Annotated in this window: 14 protein-coding genes, 1 tRNA gene and 1 pseudogene; 9 read left to right on the forward strand and 7 right to left on the reverse strand. The window is 70.8% G+C overall.

Annotated elements, in window-relative coordinates:
- Positions 1 to 52 precede the first annotated feature (52 nt).
- Positions 53 to 784, reverse strand: coding sequence for a DUF6585 family protein (locus ACGFZW_RS03400; RefSeq protein WP_393891322.1), 732 nt, complete (start codon positions 782 to 784; stop codon positions 53 to 55).
- On the reverse strand, positions 781 to 1,848 hold the full coding sequence (locus tag ACGFZW_RS03405) for a BTAD domain-containing putative transcriptional regulator (protein ID WP_393891323.1): 1,068 nt from the start codon (positions 1,846 to 1,848) through the stop codon (positions 781 to 783). Before ACGFZW_RS03405 ends, ACGFZW_RS03400 begins: the two co-directional genes overlap by 4 nt.
- Before the next feature lie 160 nt (positions 1,849 to 2,008).
- On the opposite strand from ACGFZW_RS03405, the gene ACGFZW_RS03410 reads away from it, so the two are divergent.
- A complete protein-coding gene (locus ACGFZW_RS03410; RefSeq protein WP_393891324.1) occupies positions 2,009 to 4,597 on the forward strand; it encodes a helix-turn-helix domain-containing protein in 2,589 nt (862 codons plus the stop codon).
- Here ACGFZW_RS03410 and ACGFZW_RS03415 read toward each other — a convergent pair.
- Positions 4,534 to 4,989, reverse strand: coding sequence for a MarR family winged helix-turn-helix transcriptional regulator (locus ACGFZW_RS03415; protein WP_393891325.1), 456 nt, complete (start codon positions 4,987 to 4,989; stop codon positions 4,534 to 4,536). The two genes, ACGFZW_RS03410 and ACGFZW_RS03415, sit on opposite strands and share 64 nt — an antisense overlap.
- 356 nt (positions 4,990 to 5,345) lie before the next feature.
- Here ACGFZW_RS03415 and ACGFZW_RS03420 point away from each other — a divergent pair, with 356 nt between their 5' ends.
- From ACGFZW_RS03420 to ACGFZW_RS03430, 3 genes are read left to right on the forward strand one after another with little or no spacing between them, the layout of a single operon-like run.
- On the forward strand, positions 5,346 to 7,190 hold the full coding sequence (locus ACGFZW_RS03420; RefSeq protein ID WP_393891326.1) for a flavin-containing monooxygenase: 1,845 nt from the start codon (positions 5,346 to 5,348) through the stop codon (positions 7,188 to 7,190).
- A gap of 29 nt (positions 7,191 to 7,219) precedes the next feature.
- Positions 7,220 to 8,902: a PQQ-binding-like beta-propeller repeat protein gene (locus ACGFZW_RS03425; RefSeq protein ID WP_393891327.1), complete on the forward strand. Its 1,683-nt coding sequence runs from the start codon at positions 7,220 to 7,222 to the stop codon at positions 8,900 to 8,902.
- Positions 8,899 to 9,666, forward strand: a complete 768-nt coding sequence (locus ACGFZW_RS03430) for an SDR family NAD(P)-dependent oxidoreductase (protein WP_393891328.1) — start codon at positions 8,899 to 8,901, stop codon at positions 9,664 to 9,666. Before ACGFZW_RS03425 ends, ACGFZW_RS03430 begins: the two co-directional genes overlap by 4 nt.
- 48 nt (positions 9,667 to 9,714) lie before the next feature.
- On the opposite strand, the gene ACGFZW_RS03435 is transcribed toward ACGFZW_RS03430, so the two are convergent.
- Positions 9,715 to 9,787, reverse strand: a tRNA-Arg gene (locus ACGFZW_RS03435).
- A 164-nt stretch (positions 9,788 to 9,951) separates the two neighbouring features.
- Between ACGFZW_RS03435 and ACGFZW_RS03440 the strand changes: the two are divergent.
- Positions 9,952 to 10,690 (forward strand): annotated as a pseudogene (locus tag ACGFZW_RS03440) (methyltransferase domain-containing protein).
- An 81-nt stretch (positions 10,691 to 10,771) separates the two neighbouring features.
- On the opposite strand, the gene ACGFZW_RS03445 reads toward ACGFZW_RS03440, so the two are convergent.
- Positions 10,772 to 11,533: a LysR family substrate-binding domain-containing protein gene (locus ACGFZW_RS03445; protein WP_393891329.1), complete on the reverse strand. Its 762-nt coding sequence runs from the start codon at positions 11,531 to 11,533 to the stop codon at positions 10,772 to 10,774.
- A gap of 59 nt (positions 11,534 to 11,592) precedes the next feature.
- Between ACGFZW_RS03445 and ACGFZW_RS03450 the strand changes: the two genes are divergently transcribed.
- The 3 genes from ACGFZW_RS03450 (at position 11,593) to ACGFZW_RS03460 (ending at position 13,473) form a co-directional block, all read left to right on the forward strand.
- Positions 11,593 to 12,021, forward strand: a complete 429-nt coding sequence (locus ACGFZW_RS03450) for a DUF5997 family protein (protein WP_393891330.1) — start codon at positions 11,593 to 11,595, stop codon at positions 12,019 to 12,021.
- A 288-nt stretch (positions 12,022 to 12,309) separates the two neighbouring features.
- Positions 12,310 to 12,465, forward strand: coding sequence for a hypothetical protein (locus tag ACGFZW_RS03455; protein ID WP_393891331.1), 156 nt, complete (start codon positions 12,310 to 12,312; stop codon positions 12,463 to 12,465).
- Between the two features lie 318 nt (positions 12,466 to 12,783).
- On the forward strand, positions 12,784 to 13,473 hold the full coding sequence (locus ACGFZW_RS03460; protein ID WP_393891332.1) for a hypothetical protein: 690 nt from the start codon (positions 12,784 to 12,786) through the stop codon (positions 13,471 to 13,473).
- 98 nt (positions 13,474 to 13,571) lie between these two features.
- Here ACGFZW_RS03460 and ACGFZW_RS03465 read toward each other — a convergent pair whose 3' ends face one another.
- Both ACGFZW_RS03465 and ACGFZW_RS03470 read right to left on the reverse strand, forming a co-directional pair.
- Positions 13,572 to 15,293 carry an acyl-CoA dehydrogenase family protein gene (locus ACGFZW_RS03465; protein WP_393891333.1) on the reverse strand — a complete coding sequence of 574 codons (1,722 nt, stop codon included), beginning with the start codon at positions 15,291 to 15,293 and terminating at the stop codon, positions 13,572 to 13,574.
- A gap of 80 nt (positions 15,294 to 15,373) precedes the next feature.
- A complete protein-coding gene (locus ACGFZW_RS03470) occupies positions 15,374 to 15,931 on the reverse strand; it encodes a PadR family transcriptional regulator (protein ID WP_393891334.1) in 558 nt (185 codons plus the stop codon).
- A gap of 438 nt (positions 15,932 to 16,369) precedes the next feature.
- Here ACGFZW_RS03470 and ACGFZW_RS03475 point away from each other — a divergent pair, with 438 nt between their 5' ends.
- Positions 16,370 to 16,720 (forward strand): DUF779 domain-containing protein, encoded by a 351-nt coding sequence (locus tag ACGFZW_RS03475; protein WP_393891806.1) that lies wholly within the window; start codon positions 16,370 to 16,372, stop codon positions 16,718 to 16,720.
- The last annotated feature ends 136 nt before the right edge of the window (positions 16,721 to 16,856 follow it).

The following is a 16,856-nucleotide window of genomic DNA, read 5'->3' on the forward strand; positions in this document are numbered from 1 at the left end:
CCCGCTGGATCTCCGGTGGAACTGTGGCGGATGCTCGTGGGAGCCCCGATTCTCATCCGCCCGCTCCGCCGGTGCGGAAGTGCTCGACGAGCGTGCTCAGGACGAAGAGATTCCGGACCGTGGCCGCCCTGGGCACCAGGGTGTGCCAATTGCCCTCGGTTTTGAGCCTGATGACCCCGGGTGTGATCTCGATCTGCTGCACCTGCTGCCACTGGGCGGACACGTCTCCCGCCCCGACCCCCTCCCCGGTCAGCCAGATGCCTCCGAAGGTGAGTCGTTCGCCGTCGTCGAGCGCGGCCAGTGCTCGGGGCAACTGAACGCGCGTAACGGCTTGTTGAATCCGGCCCACCCACTCCTCCGCGTCCGCGTCCTCCGGCCCGTCGTACAACTCGACCCGCTTCCCTTCGACATCGGTGAGCGTGCAGGTGCGCATGGTCGCGCCACGGACCGGGCCGTGCGGGAGCCTGATGGTGTCCTGGAAGACAGAGGTGGTGTCGTACCGGACGAGGTGTATCCGTCGCCTGACGACAACCGTCATCCCGTGCTCGTAGAGGTCCAGTCGGGCCTCCGCGCGCGTCCATGTGGCAGCACGTCGGCCGTACCGGGCGAAGGCCGGCAGGCTTCGGATCATCCGGGCCAGGCCGGCCGGGGCGTGGGGCGTGTGCGCGGCTCCCGTGTACGTCGCGCGTCGCTTTCCGAGGTGCGCGCGTCCGGCGGCTGCGGAGACTCTCGCCAGGAGCAGCTCCTCGCCGCGCGGCGTCGGTCCCGTCGTAGGTCCGGTCATGGCGCGCTTCGGGCAAGGCCGAGGTCGGCGTCGTACCCACGCAGGACCATCTGGTGCGTCCGCCTCAGCAGGGGGCCGGGCGACACCCCCAGGTCGTCGGCCAGACGGCGGCGGATGCGGTCGAACACCGCCAGCGCGTCGGCCTGTCGGCCGCTGCGGGACAGCGCACGCATCAGCATCGCGGCGACCGGTTCGTTGAGGGGTTGCGCCACGGCCAGGGCCCACAGCTCGGCGAGCGCCTCGGAGTGCCGGCCGAGCCGCAGCTGCCAGTCAACCTTCCGCTGTACGAGGGCGATTCGGCGCTCGGTGAGCCGCAGCCGCTCCAGCTCGGCGAGCGGACCGGGCAGACCTGCCAGGAGCTCCCCGCCGAACAGGTCCAGCGCCTGGGAGCAGACGTGGACCGCGTCGGCCAGGTCGCCGGCGCGCTCGGCCGCCGCGGCGGCGGTGACGAGTTCCTCCATGCGTGTCACGTCCACCTCGACGGCAGCAGGGGCCAGCCGGTAGCCGCAGCGTTCACGCTGGATCACCGAGTCCTGGCCGTCCTCCACACGCAGGAGCTTTCGCAGTCGGTAGACGTAGACCGGCACCACCTTCGTGTTCGGCGGCTCCATCCCCCACACTCCGTCGAGCAGTTCCTGCTGGCTGACCGTACGCTCCGGGCACAGCGCCAGCGCCGCCAGTACGGCTTGCTGGCGGAGATGGCCGAGGTCGACGGGCTGTCGGTCGCGCCAGGCACGCAGCGGTCCGAGCACGGAGATCCGCACCCGTGGTGCACGCCCCTGCCGGGGGACGGCCCGGGGCACCCGGCTGGCGGCCTCACGAGGGCCGTGACCGGGGACGACGAGGCCGCAGTCGAAGGCGTGGACGATGGCCGCGGCTCGGTCGCGCAGCCCGAGTCCGGCGAGGATCCGGGCGAGGTGTCCGGTCACGGCGTCGTCGGGGAGGTCCAGGGCGGAGGCGATCTCGGCGTCACTCAGGCCGCAGCCGACCGCGTAGAGCACCTCGCGCTCCTGATACGTGAGCGTGGTGACGGTCGGTCGGCCGGTCATTGCGGTCGTCGGCATCGCGGGCTCCTGGCTCCGGGTGTCGGTCTGGTGGCTGCTGTCGACGCTGGCCCCGGCGCCGGGAACCGGACAGGCCGCCAGACCGGCCATATCCGGCCGGTGGCCGCGCTAGAGTCCCTCACCTGGGGAAATCGCCGTGCCGGGGGAAAGGCCATGACCTGTGACCAGTGAGTTCAGCGCGCTGTTACGGTCGCTGCGGCGGGCGGCGGGGATGACTCAGGAAGCCTTGGCGGAGCGGGCCGGAGTGGGTGTGCGCACCATCCGCGGGTTGGAGACCGGCGAGCGCGCCGACCCCAGGGTGACCACGGTCCGGCTGCTGGCCGACGCGCTCGGGCTGGGCCCGGAGGCACGCGAGGAGCTGCTGGCGGCCGCCGTCCGCCGGACCGGCGACGCCGAGCGGCCGGACCCGACCGGGGACGCGGGACGGCTGGTGACGAGGGGAGGAAATCGGCCCCTGGCCCCGACCGGGGGCGACAGCCCGCCGGAGTGCCCGACCGGGGAGGGGACTTCACCGAACGTCTCGGACGACCGCCTGGAGCCGGTCGCAGACGCCCGGCCGGAGTCGGCGTTGCACGAAACCCTGGCGGACGTGGCCGAGCAGCTCGCCCAGGCGGTGGCCGCCCGCTGGCGGCGAGAGGAGGAACAGCGGCAGGTCCACGATCCCTACCCGCTGCCGGTGCGCTGGCGGCCGGTCACCGAGGAACTGACCGATCACTGGGCGAACATCCGCCGGCTCCCCGCCGGAGGTAAGCACGGCCCGCTGGACCTGAGCGGGCAACTGGACGACATCGTGGGCGTGTACCGGCGGATCCCCTCCGGGCGGCTGGTGGTCCTGGGCCGCTCGGGCTCCGGAAAAACGATTCTCGCCGTGCGGTTCGTCCTGGACCACCTGCGGTCCAGGGGCCGCACCGAAGCCGTACCGGTGATCTTCACCGTCGGCTCGTGGAATCCGACCGCCATCACCTTCCGGGACTGGCTCGCCACACAACTGACGCGCGATCACCCCGGTCTCGCGGCCCCCGGACCCGGCGGGCCCAGCCTTGCCGCCGCACTGGTCGAGACCGGCCGGGTGCTCCCCGTGCTGGACGGATTCGACGAGATCGCCGACGGCCTGCGGCGTCCCGCGCTGGAAGCGCTCAACGCCACCACGCTCCCCCTGCTGCTGACCAGCCGTCCTGCCGAGTACGCCGCCGCGGTGGCGGAGACCGACGTGCTCACCTCGGCCGCCGCGGTGGATCTGACGGATCTCACATTGCGCGATCTGGCCGACTATCTGCCGCGCACCACGCGCAAGACCCGTGGCGGAGCCCTCCCGTCGACCGCCTGGGATCCGGTACTGAGCGAGTTGGGCGAGCAGCCGCTCACCAGGGCAGGTGCCAACCTCGCCGCGGTGCTGACCACTCCGCTGATGGTCACGCTCGCCCGCGCCGTCTACAGCGACACCCCCGACAACGACCCGGCCGCGCTCCTGGACACCCGGCGTTTCGGCAGCCCCGAGCAGCTGGAGGACCACCTCCTCGACAACTTCACCACCACCGTCTACCGCCCGCTGCCCGAACACCGCCCGGGCAGCGGGCGACGCCGCACCTTCGAACCGGAACGCGCCCGGTACTGGCTCGGCTACCTGGCCCACCACCTGACCCGGCTCGACACCCCCAACCTGGAGTGGTGGCGACTCGGTCACGGCCTGCACCGCGCCACGCGCACCCTGGCGACCGCACTGGTGATCTGTCTGTCCATCGGGCTCGTCGACCTCGTTGTCGGCTCCCTCTTCGACCCCCTCGAATTCCAGGTCGCGGACGGGCTCGTGGCAGGGCCCCTCGCCGGCCTCCTGTTCGGGATCGCGTACTGGTTCCTGGTCGCGGCCAAGGACACGGCGGTGGAGCCGACGGGCGTGCGCCTGAAGATGTTCGGCAGGGAAGGGCAGACCCGGCGGACCACGCGGAGGCCCCTGCGCCGGCTGACGATCGGGATGCTGTGCGGCCTCGCCTTCGGCCTCGGCTACGGCCTCCTGCGCGGGGTGGTCAACGGCATCCTCTTCCACGTCGACGTCCCCACCATGCTGGCCGCCGGCCGCGACGACGGCATCATCTACGGCCTTGTGTTCGCGCTGGGAGCCGGCCCCGCCCTGGTCCTGGTGACCCTCTTCGAAACCCCGCTCGACATCAGGTCCGCCGTCAATCCGGTCGGCCTCCTGCGCACGAACCACCGGACGGTCGCCGGCCAAATCCTCCTCTGGGCACCCGCGTTCGGGCTCCTGGTCGGCCTCGGATTCGTGGTGGTGGTCCGACCCCTGCCGGCGATCCTGGGACCGCTCGTCTGGAATCTCACGACCGCGCTGAAACTCGGCGTCATCAGCGGGCTCGGCGGCGCCCTCGGCTACGCGCTCAGTCTGACCGCGTGGGGCCAGTGGGCGGTCTTCGCCCGGATCTGGCTGCCGCTGACCGGCCGGTTGCCCTGGGCCGTCGTCCCCTTCCTCGAGGACGCCTACCAGCGGGGCGTGCTCCGCCAAGCCGGCGCGGTCTACCAGTTCCGTCACGCCCGTCTGCAACACCACCTCGCCCGCGCCTACCGGTCACCGGGCCGAGCCCCACAGGGCGGTTGCTCAAGCTCTGGACGAGACGGTTGCCCGAGCTCTGACGCCCCCTGCGGGCAGGGAACCACGCCGAAGGTTTTCCGATGGCCTCACCGACGCGGCCACGGGCGCCCGCCGATGCGCTCGATGTCGGTGTTGAAGCGCCTCAGGTAGGAGGCGAAGGCGGCGATGTCCTCGTCCGCCCAGTCGACCAGGATCTGATCCAGGGACCGGACGATGCCCTCGCGTTCCTCGTCGAGAATGTCCGCGCCCTGGTCGGTGATGCGGAATTTGCGGGCCATGCCGCCGTCGGGGTCGGGGATGCGCTCCGCGAGTCCGGCGCGCACCGCCGCGGCGGTCTGGCGGTTGAGGGTGGAGGCATCGAGCCCGAACGCGTCACTCAGCTCACCGATCGACATCGGCCCCTGCATACGGATGCGGCTGAGGAGGATGTAAGCACTGCGCTCCAGAGTGCCGTCCTTACGGCGCCCACCTCGCTGGTGCAGGAAGGTGTGACGACTGAGCAGCATCTGCTCGTACTCGACCTCGCGCGTCGGTCTCACCATGCGTCCCACCGCCTCCCACTTCCTCTGCTCGTCACCAGGCCGCCGATCCGTCCGACGCCCCGTGGCGTCGCCGTGCCCGGGCTCCTGGGCCACCGGCGCCCCATCCTCTCACGCAGATGCATCACCCACACGGTGTGCTTGATACATGTGATGTGTACGATGCACATCGCTCCACCAACCGGCTCACCACGCACGCCCCGCATCGAGCCCCGGCCCGCCCTTCGGGCCACACCGGCAGCAGCGTCGCCCTCCGCTCACCTCACCAACTCCGCCCCCGAAGACGCGCGTTGACCGCAGGAAGCCTTGCGCCGGCGCTACCGCCCGGCCGCGAAGGAAGCACGAAGAGAGGGACATCCATGCCCGGCCCCCACAGTTCATCCGATGCCACTTCCCCTACCGACCCGTCGGAGCCCGGATTCGACCCGGAGGTCCTCCGCGCCCGCTACCGGGCCGAGCGGGACCGCAGGATCCGGCCCGAGGGGGGCAGCCAGTACCAGCAAGCCACCGGCCGGTTCGGGTACTACGACGAGGACCCGTACGCCGAAGCCGCGCCCCCGCGTGAGCCGCTGCACGACCGGGTCGAGGTGGTCGTCATCGGGGGCGGGTTCGGCGGCCTGCTCGCGGGCGCACGCCTGCGGCAGGCGGGCGTGGACTCGATCCGGGTGATCGAGAAGGGCGGGGACTTCGGGGGCACCTGGTACTGGAACCGGTATCCCGGAATCCACTGCGACATCGAGTCCTACATCTACCTGCCGCTACTGGAGGAGGTCGGCTACGTCCCGAAGTGGAAGTACGCCCCCGGTGAGGAGATCCGGCAGCACGCGAGGGCCATCGGGCGGACCTTCGACCTCTACCGCGACGCCGTCTTCCGGACGCGGGTCACCGCGCTGCGCTGGGACGAGGACGCGTCGGAGTGGCTCGTGACCACCGACCGGGGCGACCGGATGCGGGCCCGGTACGTGGTGACGGCCAGTGGCACGCTGAGCGAGGCCAAGCTCCCCGGCATCGCGGGGATCGAGACCTTCCAGGGACACACGTTCCACACCAGCCGCTGGGACTACGCCTACACCGGGGGCGACGCGGGCGGAAACCTCCACAAGCTCGCCGACAAGCGCGTCGCCCTGATCGGCACGGGCGCGACAGCCATCCAGTGCGTACCCCACCTCGGCGCGGACGCCCACCATCTGTACGTGTTCCAGCGCACGCCTTCCTCGGTCGACGTACGCGGCAACCGCCCCACGGATCCCGACTGGGCCGCCTCCCTCTCCCCCGGCTGGCAACAGCGCCGCAGGGACAACTTCCTCGCCCTCGTCACCGGCGGCCGCGTGACCGAGGACCTGGTCGACGACGGCTGGACCAGCAGCGCCCGCCTCCAGCAGAAGCTCATCCCGAGCGACGGCTACCGGGCCCTGCCGCCCGAGGAGCGCGAGCGCGCCTACGAGATGGCCGACTTCCAGAAGATGAACGAGATCCGCGCCCGGGTCGACGCCCTCGTCACGGATCCGAGGACGGCCGAATTGCTCAAGCCGTGGTACCGCTACATGTGCAAGCGGCCCACGTTCAGTGACAGTTACCTGGAGACCTTCAACCGCACCGACGTCACCCTGGTCGACACGGCCGACAGCCACGGCGTGGAGCGGATCACCGAGCACGCCGTCGTGGTCGGGGATACCGCGTACGAGGTCGACTGCATCATCTTCGGAACCGGGTTCGAGGTCGGCCGCTCGGGGATCACCTCCGGGCGCCTGCCCGTGCACGGCAGAGGAGGCGTCGCCCTGACCGACGCGTGGCAGGAGGGGCCCCGTACGCTCCACGGCTTCTACAGTCACGACTTCCCCAATCTCTTCCAGCTCGGCCCGCTGCAGAACGCGAGCGCCGTCAACTTCGTCCACGTCCTCGACGAGCAGGCGACCCACGTCGCCGAGGTCGTCGCCGAGGCGCGCGCCACGCAGGCGCGGTATGTGGATCCGGCCCCGGAGGCCGAGGCCGCGTGGGTCGACACGATCCGTGAGAAGGCTGCCGACCTGTACGCGTTCCAGGCCGAGTGCACGCCCGGCTATTACAACAACGAGGGCATGCCCAGGAAGCGCAGCGAGGCGTACGGGGACGGGCCCGTCGCGTTCCACGCGCTGCTCCGGGAGTGGCGCGCGAACGGCGGCATGAGCGAGGTCCTCGTCGACGCCGAGCGGGACCGGGCTTGAGGAGTCCGAGGGGCTCCAGGGGAGGGAAGATGACGGCGGAGCGCTCCAGCCGCTACGGCACGACCGCGTCCGAGCCGAGGTCACGCACCCGTTGGGAGGTGACGAGGCTCAACACCCCCAATGCGCTGTGGGGTTCGAACGGTGTCGCGTTCGGTCCGGACGGGCGGTTGTATGCCGCGCAGTTCCTGGCCGGCCGGATCAGTGCCGTGGACCCCGCCACCGGGGACGTCGAGACGGTGGTGCCCATGGACGGTCCGGTCCAGTCCCCGGATGACCTCGCCTTCGCGGCGGACGGCTCGATGTACATCACCGATCTGGTGCCGGGGAGGGTATGGCGCCGCAGTCCTCAGGGGGCGTACACCCTCGTCTGCGACCAGGTGAAGGTGCCCAACGGCATCACCTGTGTCGGCGAGCGGCTCTTCGTCAACGAGATGAGGATGAACGGCCGACTGCTGGAGCTGTTCCCCGACGGCAGCGCCTCCCCTCGGGTGCTCACCGAGGGGCTTGCCCTCGGCAACGCGATGCAACTCGGGCCGGACGGTCACCTGTACTACCCGCACATGGTGACGGGCCAGGTCTGGCGCATCTCTCCCGACGGCGGAGAGCCCGAACTCGTCGCGGAGGACGTGCACGAACCGGTCGCGGTCCGCTTCGACCAGGGCGGCGTGATGCTGGTGCTGTCCCGGGGACAGGCCGGCATCGTGACCCGCGTCGATCTGCACGGAACGGGCTCCCGGTCCGTCCTCACCAGTGGTCTGGCGGGGCTCGACAACGCGGCCTTCGACGCGGAGAACAGGATGTTCGTCTCCAGTTTCGCCAGCGGCGGCATCACGGAGCTGCACCCCGACGGCCGGACGCGGCAGATCGTGCCCCGCGGACTCGGTGGCCCCTTCGGCGTGACCGTCGACCTGGCGGGCACGGTGTACGCCGCGGACCACTATCGCGTGGCCGGGCCCGAGAGCGGCGCTGCGGACGATCCGGACGGGATCACCACGCACATCCTGCGGCCCTTCGCCCACGGCATCAGCGCCGAGGGCGGTCTTCTGCACCTCACTTCGCAGTACGGCGAGGTCACCACCTACGACCCCGAGCACGGGACCACGCGGGTCCGGGCGAGCGGTCTGCGGCAGCCCACGGGCATCGCCGCACGGCCGGGGGGCGGGCTGGTCGTCGCCGAGACGGGGGCAGGCCGGCTGCTGGCCCTGGACGAGGACGACACCGTCACCGTGCTCGCAGAGGGACTCGACCACCCCGTGGACGTGGCCCTCGATGCCGAGGGGCGCTGCTATGTGAGCGACGATCAGCTCGGGGCGGTCCTCAGGATCGAGGACGGGAACGCTTTCACGGTCGCGGACGGGCTCGACGTCCCGCAGGGGCTGGCGGTGCTGGATGAGGAGGTGTTCACCGTGGAGACGGGCTCGCGGACGTTGCGGGCCGTCTCGCTCACCACAGGGGAACACCGGATCGATGCCGAGGATCTGCCGGTCGGCCTGCCCCCGGACGCCGTCCACCGCACCCGTCCCGCACTGTTCACCCACGGCATGCCCGGCGTGCCGGACATGTTCGCCGGTCTCACCGCGGCTCCCGATGGCTGCCTCCTGCTCTCGGCCAACGGAGAGGGGACCGTCCTGCGCCTGTCGCCGCGCGCCCCGAGCAGCCGCGGTCCGCAGCACCCCGTTGACGATCGCGCTCCACGGAAGGATTCACCATGACCAGTAAGGGTTTGGCGGGACGCAGTGTCGTCGTCACCGGGGCCGCTTCCGGCATCGGCAGGGCCACGGCCCTGCACTTCGCGGAGGAGCGCGCCCGGGTGCTCGTCGCCGACCTGAACGGGGACGGTGCCGAAGAGGTCGCCCGGGAGATCGAGGAAGCGGGGGGATCCGCCGTCGCCGTCGCCGGCGACCTGAGCGACCAGCAGGTGGTGGACGCGGTCGTCGAACGGGCCGTCGCGGCCTTCGGCGGTCTGGACGTCCTGGTGAACAACGCCGGGATCATGGACCGGATGTCCGCGTTGGGCGAGACCGATGACGCGGAGTGGGAGCGCGTCCTGCGGATCAACCTGACCGCGCCCTTTCTGCTGACCCGTGCCGCGCTGCCTCACATGCTCGCCGCCGGGCGCGGCTCGATCGTCTTCACGGCCTCGGAGGCCGGCCTGCGCGGGGGTGCGGCCGGCGCCGCCTACACCGCGTCCAAGCACGGCGTGACCGGCCTGGTGAAGAGCCTCGCCGTGATGTACCGGAAGCAGGGCATCCGCGCCAACGCGATAGCTCCCGGCCCCACTCTGACCAGCATCCAGGTGGACGCGGCACCGGAGGCGCACGGCCCCGCCCTGATAGGTCAGCTGATCGGCGCGAACATCGGCCGGCTGGGTAGCGCCGAGGAACAGGCCGCCGCCATCGTCTTCCTGGCTTCCGACGCCGCCGCGTTCGTCAACGGCGCCGTTCTCCCGGTCGACGACGGCTGGGCCGCGGTCTGAGCACGCAAACGGCCCCGGTCCCTCACGAATGAGGGACCGGGGCCGAGATGGAGCGCCGGGCAGGCCTTGCACCTGCATCTCCCCGCAGGAAGCGGGACGTCTTTCCTTGGACTACCGACGCCGGGCACACCGTCAACCGGTGAACGGCGCGCTCAAGATCAATAGTACCGCAGCTGACGGCCTGTCGGCCACAGGGCACCGCCCGGAACACCGCGGCGGCGGCGGCGGACGATCGCCCTTGGAAATTCACGCGCGCCGCGGATCCGCCGGCGGTACGGTCCGGGGATGCATGACGAGCGGGTGCATGACGAGGACGGCTACTTCGGAGCGGACGTCGCTTCCACCTATGACGAAGATTCCGCGGAGATGTTCCGGCCGGACGTGGTGGACCCGGCGGTCGATGTGCTGGCCGAGCTCGCCGGCGGCGGTGACGCCCTGGAACTCGGCATCGGCACCGGCCGGATCGCGCTACCACTGTCCCGCCGCGGCGTTCCGGTGCACGGTATCGACATGTCCCGGGCGATGGTGGCCGGGTGGCGAGGCCATCGGGGCGACCGTCGGCGACTTCGCGACGACGCGGGTGGCCGGCACGTTCGCGGTCGCCTATCTGGTGTTCAACACCATCAACAATCTGACGACGCAGGACGCCCAGGTTGCCTGCTTCCGCAACGCCGCCGCCCACCTCGCGCCGGGAGGCTGTTTCGTCGTCGAGGTGGGCGTACCGGACCTGCGCCGCCTGCCACCGGGGCAGGAGGCCGTACCGTTCCACATCGGCCCGACGCGGTGGGCCTTCGACACCTACGACGTGGTCAGCCAGGCCATGAGTTCGCACTACGTCACGATCGTCGACGGGAGCGCGGAGTACCGGTCCGTGCCGTTCCGGTACGTCTGGCCGTCCGAGCTGGACCTGATGGCGCGGCTCGCGGGGCTCCGGCTGCGCCACCGGTGGGAGGACTGGACCCGGGCGCCCTTCACCCACGAGAGCAGGGGGCACGTCTCCGTCTGGGAGAAGCCGGCCGGCTGATCGAGCAGAGGGGGCCGCCCGACCTGGGCGTTCGGCTGATCAGATCCGCCGACCGCGGAGCTCGGGGACGATACGGCCGCGCTACGACCGACGACGGGGTTTGCCGCCTTTGCCGCCCTTGGGGCCGCCGGAGGCGCGCCGTGGATTCTTGCCCGTCGGCTTGCCGCCCGCGGGCTTGCGCTGCGCACCGCCGGTCTCGGGACGCTTGCGCTTGGGCTGCGCCGGGGTCGGGGGGCGGCCCCGTGTGCTGTTGACCGTGCGCCCGCGGACGATCCCGATGAACTGCTCCACCAGGTCGGTGGTGGCGTCCTGCGGCCACGACAGGGCGACGCGGGACTCGGGGGCGTCCGGGACGGGCCGGTAGGTGAGGTCCTTGCGGTGGTGCAGGCGGGCGAGTGACTGCGGCACGACCAGCAGGCCCACCCCGGCCGCCACCAGCTCGATGGCATCCGCCGTCGTGGCGGGGCGATCGTTCGCCGGCACACCCGGCCGGGTCTCCCAGACGAGGGTGTCGTCGAGGGGATGCAGCACGATCTCGTCGGCGAGATCCTCCGCGGAGACCTCGTCGACCGCCGCGACGATGTGGTCCTTCGGGACCACGACCACCGTCGTCTCGGTGTAGAGGGGGATCGCGCTGAGATCCTCCCCGTCGACCGGAAGCCGTACGAATCCGGCATCGGCCTCGCCGCCCCGCAAGACTCCGCAGGCCGCGGCGGCGGGCACCGCGACAAGGGTCAGGGGCACGTCGGGCAGCCGCTCGTTCCAGATCCGCACCCACTTGGTGGGCGTCACCCCGGGGACGTACGCCAGCCGGAATGAAGGGGTTACTTCCGAGCCTGTCACTCAGCCAGGTTACCGGTCCGTGGTCGGAGGTAGCGCACACGGTCGATACTCTTGACACCATGACGTCGCACCAATCCACCCAGACGATGAAGCCCGCCACCGCGGCGAAGAAGCTGGGCGTGTACCTCGAGGCCACCCCCGCCGAGTTCCAGGAGGGTGTGGTCTCGCGCACCGAGCTGAACGCCCTCCAGTCCGACCCGCCCGAGTGGCTGGTGGAACTGCGACGCAATGGCCCGCACCCCCGGCCGGTGGTCGCGGCGAAGCTGGGCATCTCCATCTCGGGCCTCGCCCGCGGCGGCATCACCGACCCGCTCACCACGGAGCAGATCGAGGCGCTGAAGCAGGAGAGCCCCGAGTGGCTGGAGCGGGAGCGCGCCACCCAGGCCGAGGTCCGCAAGGAAACCGCGCGCATCAAGGAGAAGGCCAAGGAGAAGAGCAAGGAGAAGGACACGGAGCGCGGCGACCAGCCGGACCGTCCGCGTTCCTGATCTTTCCGACGGAGGCGTCCGACCGGGCTGAGGCCCGTCGGGCGCCTTCGTCGTACCGGGAGCCGGGACCGGAGCCTGGAAGGGTTGCGGACCGGACTCGTCCCGCGCGGTCCGGGCCGGGGCGGTCTCCGTTCCCGGCCGTGCGTACCGGCAGCCGCAGACACGCGTGGCACCGCCCGGGCCAAGATCCCGTTCCAGGGGCGTACGCGGAGAAGGCCGCGGCCGAACGGGGCGGATCCGCGGCATCCGGTCGGACGGGAAACCGGTCGGCGCCGTCATCTTCGAACCATGGACATCGAACCGGGCGCCGCCGAGGTCGGCTGTCGGCCGAGGGTTTTCGGTGGTCGGCGGGGGGGGCTGGTGACCCGGGCCGCGCGCGTGATCGAGGAGATCTGGGTCGTGCTCGCGTCGGCGTGGCGGGCGGGCCGGCCGTCGTCCGCGTGAGCAACGCGCGCCCGCAGCGCAGCAGCACCGAGCAGCTCTGTGTTCACCCCGTCAGCATCGCCAGGACCAGCGGGGCAGCCGGCAGCCAGGCGCATGACGGGCTTTCAGTATCTCGCGGCCGCGGCTCTCTCCCACGCTGACCTCGGCGACAGGGGAGGCTGCCTCCCCTTCAATTCCCCCATAGCATCTGTTTCGTCATCAACTACAACTTTACTGAACTTTGGTGTAGTTGAACGAATTTTCACTCCAGTCTCGACGGCAACAGGCGGCGCACGCGGCACTCGCGAACCGCCGCTTCCGCAATGCCAGGCGAGAGGTATGAGCACTATGGCAAGAACCCGCAGGACCCGGTACGGACGCCGGGCGGTCGCGCTGTCGACGGCAGCCCTGGGCATGGTCGGAGCGATGGCACTGCCCGCTGCCGCCGCAACCACCGAGGAACCCACCCGGGAGCAGCTGATAGCCGACTGCGCCTCCGGAGAGGGAAAGTGCACCTTCAACGAGCCGACCCTCGGCAAGGCCTACCTCGGTGACTTCCGGCAGGTCTCCGACTCGCTCTACAACTGCAGCACTTCGGACGCCAGCCAGTCGATGGGCTGGGCCGACACCGTGGGCGCCACGGACTCGGTGGGGGTCTCGGTCACCGCGGGCGGCAAGATCGCCGGCCTCATCGACCTCAGCGTGACCGCCACCTACAGCCACACCTGGACGAGTTCCCACACCGAGAACAGCTCCCTCAACATGACGGTGAAGCCGGGTGAGGTGGGCTGGATCTCCCGCGCACAGGTGATGCAGAAGGTGTCGGGCACCTGGCAGACGCACTACGACAGCCCCAAGTGGGACCACTACTACTGGTTCGTGCCCGAGACCGTCACCGGCCCGGCGCCGAACGGCACGGACGGGCAGAGCAACGCGGTGATCGTGAAGTCCCGCAAGATGACGGCCGAGGAGAAGGCGTCGTGCAGTGCCGACGCCAAGAAGGGCCGCTCCTTCGTGGTCAAGCGCTGAGAGAGCGAACGGCGGGCCCGGCCGGCATCGCGTGAATGCCGGGCCGGGCCCGCCTCCCTCCGGGGCCGGCACACAAGGCCGGGCCGGTCACTCCGTGGCTACGGAGCCATCTCGTACGCCCCTGCCAGCGCTTCGACGCGCTCCCAGACGCGCGCCGAGCGGGCGTCGTCGACGACCGGACGCCGGACCGCGCCGAGCGCCCAGTTCTGCTGCGCCGCGTTGGCGGAGTCCTTGCCGTGCAGCTCGACGGCGTGCGCGGAGAAGTCGCGCACGAGGACGGCGAAGAGCTCGTCGAGTACGTCCTCCTCCAGGCCGGTCAGCCGTGCCTGCTCCAGGATCAGCTGACCGTGCACGACCAGCGCGAACAGCTGGCCGACGGCGAGCAGGAGGTCGAGGTCGCGGGCCTGCTCCGCGTCGGGCGCGGCGGTGGTGACGAACTCGCACAGCGCGTCCGCCTGCTCCCGCAAGCGCCCGACGTTGGGCACGTCGGCGTACGCGTCGTAGGCGGTGCGCCAGTCGTGGAAACGCACGGAACCCAGGCCGCGGGCCGGCCCCTGCCGGAAGAGGAACGCGTCGTCGGCCGCGTCGAGGCGGGTCGGCACCGCCTCGTACTCGGCCGGGTTCAGCAGGTGGTTGCCCATGAACTTGAGGATCAGGGCGAGGTTGACGTGGACCGTGCCCTCCAGCTTCGGCAGGCCGCGGATCTCGGTGGCGGCCTGGGAGAAGTAGGTGTCCTTCTCGAAGCCCTTGGCCGCGATGACGTCCCACATCAGGTCGATGACCTTCTCGCCCTCGGTGGTCACCTTCATCTTCGTCATCGGGTTGAAGAGGAGGTAGCGGCGGTCGTCGGGGCCGGCCGAGCGGAAGTAGTCGACGGCCCGGTCGCTGAAGAGCTTCATCCCGACGAGGCGGACGTAGGCGTCGGTCAGCTCGCGGCGCACGTGCGGGAAGGCGGTGACGGGACGGCCGTAGAGGATGCGGTTCTGTGCGTGGGTGACGGCCTCGTACATCGCGTGCTCACAGATGCCGATCGAGGCGGTGCAGAGGTTGAACTTGCCGACGTTGACGGTGTTCAGCGCGGCGTCGAAGGCGGCGCGGCCGGTGTGCAGGACGTCGTCGGGGCCGACCGGGTAGTTGTCGAGGCGGAACTCGCTGACGTACTTGGAGGAGTCGACGACGTTCTTCACCAGGTGGTAGGCCGGGTGGCGGCTGTCGGCGGCGAAGAAGACATAGCCGTCGGGGCCCTCGATGTCGGTGCGGCGGCCGAAGACGGACACGAGTCCGGCCTCGTTGCCGTTGCCGATGTAGTACTTCGAACCGCTCGCCGTGAAGCCGCCGTCACCGTCGGGCTCCAGCAGCATGTCGGTGGAGTAGATGTCGGCGCCATGGGCCTTTTCGGAGAGACCGAAGGCGAACACCTCGCCCTGGTCGAGGAGTTCGGCCGCGCGGGTACGGGCGGCGGCGTTGTCGCTCTGCCAGACCGGGCCGAGTCCGAGGATGGTGACCTGCCACGCGTACCAGTAGTCCAGGCCGTAGAAGCCGAAGATCTCGTTGAGGGCCGCGATCCGGGCGGTGTCCCAGCGCTTGTCCTGGTTCCCCTCGGCTGCGGACTCCGGAGTGAGGAAGGCAGCGAACAGCCCTTCCTTGGCGGAGAACGCGAGGAAGTCCGCCAGCCACGCACGGGAGCGGTAGTCCTCGATCAGCCGGCGCTTGCCACGGGCCTCGAACCAGTCGACGGTGGCGCGCAGCAGCCGGCGGGTCTCGGGGTCGAAGTGCGCCGGGTCGTAGGTGCTCGGGTTGAACAGCAGCGGGTCGGCCATGGATGTTCGCCTTTCCGGCTCGGGTTGAGGGTGAGGGTTGAGGTGTGAGAGCTGCGGGCTGGTGGCGCGTCGACCCGGATTCAGTGCTCGGGTCGGAGTCGGCGGAGGGTGGCGAGGACGTCGTCCAGCCAGGCGAGCGTCATGCGCTCGTAGGCGATGCCGCCGCGCAGCACGACATGCTGGAGCTCCCGGCCCGCGTCGGGCGGCCCGTGTGCCTCGGGGTCGGGGAAGTCGCGCCGCTCCCCCGCGAGGTAGTGCGCGAGGCGGTCGCTGTGTGCCTGGTGATGCCGCTCGACCTCGCGGATCAGCGCGGCCGGGTCGTCGAAGGCCGCGCCGCGGATCTTCACGGCGAGGTCGTGCCGGACGCTCTCCGGTTCGATCGGCGCGTGCAGCCAGTCGGAGAGTGCGGTCCGGCCGAGGTCGGCGACGGAGTACTCCTTCTTGTCCGGCCTGCCCTGCTGCGGCACCTCGCGCACATCGATCCAGCCATCGCTCTCCATCCGCTTGAGAACGCGGTAGATCTGCTGGTGGGTGGCGGTCCAGAAGTATCCGATGGACCGCTCGAACCGCCGGGCCAGCTCATAGCCGGAGCCCGGTTTCTCCAGCAGGGAGACGAGGATCGCGTGGTCGAGCGCCATACCCCGATCCTTCTATGCAACTCGTTGCATAGACAAGAGGCAGCGGCCCGGTGAGACACGGCTCACCCGGCGGGGCGGGGCGGCCCCTGGTGTGAGGCGTGCAACCTCCGCGCAACCTTGGGCGGCGTTAGCTGGGTACTCCCGTCCTGGTGGCGATTCGGGCGAACGGAAGGCGGACGGGCTCCGGCCGTTTCCGAACGTGGCCCGTAGCGGCGCTCCCGACGCCGACCGGGCGGGATCACCGGCCGGCGGCCAGGCGAAAGGACGAGGCGTGTACCGATACGAGAAGAAGCTGCGGGTCAGCTGCTCGGCGAAGAGGCCGGTGCGCCGATGACGGCGCAGGACGCCGCTGCCGGCGGCCCCGCCCCGGACGCCCCGCGCCCCGCCGACGGAGCGGATGCCGCGGTCGCCGAGGGCACCTCGCGGATCGCGCTCAGCATGGCGGCCGTCGAACTGTTGCGCCTGCTGCGGGAGCAGCACGGGCCGCTGATGTTCCACCAGTCCGGCGGCTGCTGCGACGGCAGCGCGCCCATGTGCTACCCGGCAGGGGAATTCCGTACGGGTTCCTCGGATGTGCTGTTGGCCCGGCTCGCCGTGGAAGGGGTACCGGAGCCGGTGGGCTTCTGGATGTCGGCGGACCAGTTCGCACGCTGGCGGCACACGCATCTGACCGTGGACGTCGTGCCGGGACGCGGCAGCGGTTTTTCCTTGGAGGCACCGGAGGGGGTGCGGTTCCTGATCCGCTCCCGGCTGTTCACCGACGAGGAGAGCGAGCGGCTCGTCGACTGAAGCGGGGCGCGCCGGGGCCGGCAGGGTGCCGTGACGACGACAGGTACGCGGTCGCGGACCGAAAGCTGGTGAGGCCCCGCGCACGGGGGATGACACGGGGCCTCACCACGGACAACGGGCAGGCAGGGGCGCGAGT

Source organism: Streptomyces sp. NPDC048248 (assembly GCF_043201875.1).
Taxonomy (GTDB): domain Bacteria; phylum Actinomycetota; class Actinomycetes; order Streptomycetales; family Streptomycetaceae; genus Streptomyces.

Coding starts and splice junctions, on each gene's coding strand:
- ACGFZW_RS03400 (WP_393891322.1), bottom strand. CDS start 784: ATGACCGGACCTACGACGGGACCGACGCCGCGCGGCGAGGAGCTGCTC.
- ACGFZW_RS03405 (WP_393891323.1), bottom strand. CDS start 1,848: ATGCCGACGACCGCAATGACCGGCCGACCGACCGTCACCACGCTCACG.
- ACGFZW_RS03415 (WP_393891325.1), bottom strand. CDS start 4,989: ATGGTGAGACCGACGCGCGAGGTCGAGTACGAGCAGATGCTGCTCAGT.
- ACGFZW_RS03420 (WP_393891326.1), top strand. CDS start 5,346: ATGCCCGGCCCCCACAGTTCATCCGATGCCACTTCCCCTACCGACCCG.
- ACGFZW_RS03425 (WP_393891327.1), top strand. CDS start 7,220: ATGACGGCGGAGCGCTCCAGCCGCTACGGCACGACCGCGTCCGAGCCG.
- ACGFZW_RS03430 (WP_393891328.1), top strand. CDS start 8,899: ATGACCAGTAAGGGTTTGGCGGGACGCAGTGTCGTCGTCACCGGGGCC.
- ACGFZW_RS03450 (WP_393891330.1), top strand. CDS start 11,593: ATGACGTCGCACCAATCCACCCAGACGATGAAGCCCGCCACCGCGGCG.
- ACGFZW_RS03455 (WP_393891331.1), top strand. CDS start 12,310: ATGGACATCGAACCGGGCGCCGCCGAGGTCGGCTGTCGGCCGAGGGTT.
- ACGFZW_RS03460 (WP_393891332.1), top strand. CDS start 12,784: ATGAGCACTATGGCAAGAACCCGCAGGACCCGGTACGGACGCCGGGCG.
- ACGFZW_RS03465 (WP_393891333.1), bottom strand. CDS start 15,293: ATGGCCGACCCGCTGCTGTTCAACCCGAGCACCTACGACCCGGCGCAC.
- ACGFZW_RS03470 (WP_393891334.1), bottom strand. CDS start 15,931: ATGGCGCTCGACCACGCGATCCTCGTCTCCCTGCTGGAGAAACCGGGC.
- ACGFZW_RS03475 (WP_393891806.1), top strand. CDS start 16,370: ATGGCGGCCGTCGAACTGTTGCGCCTGCTGCGGGAGCAGCACGGGCCG.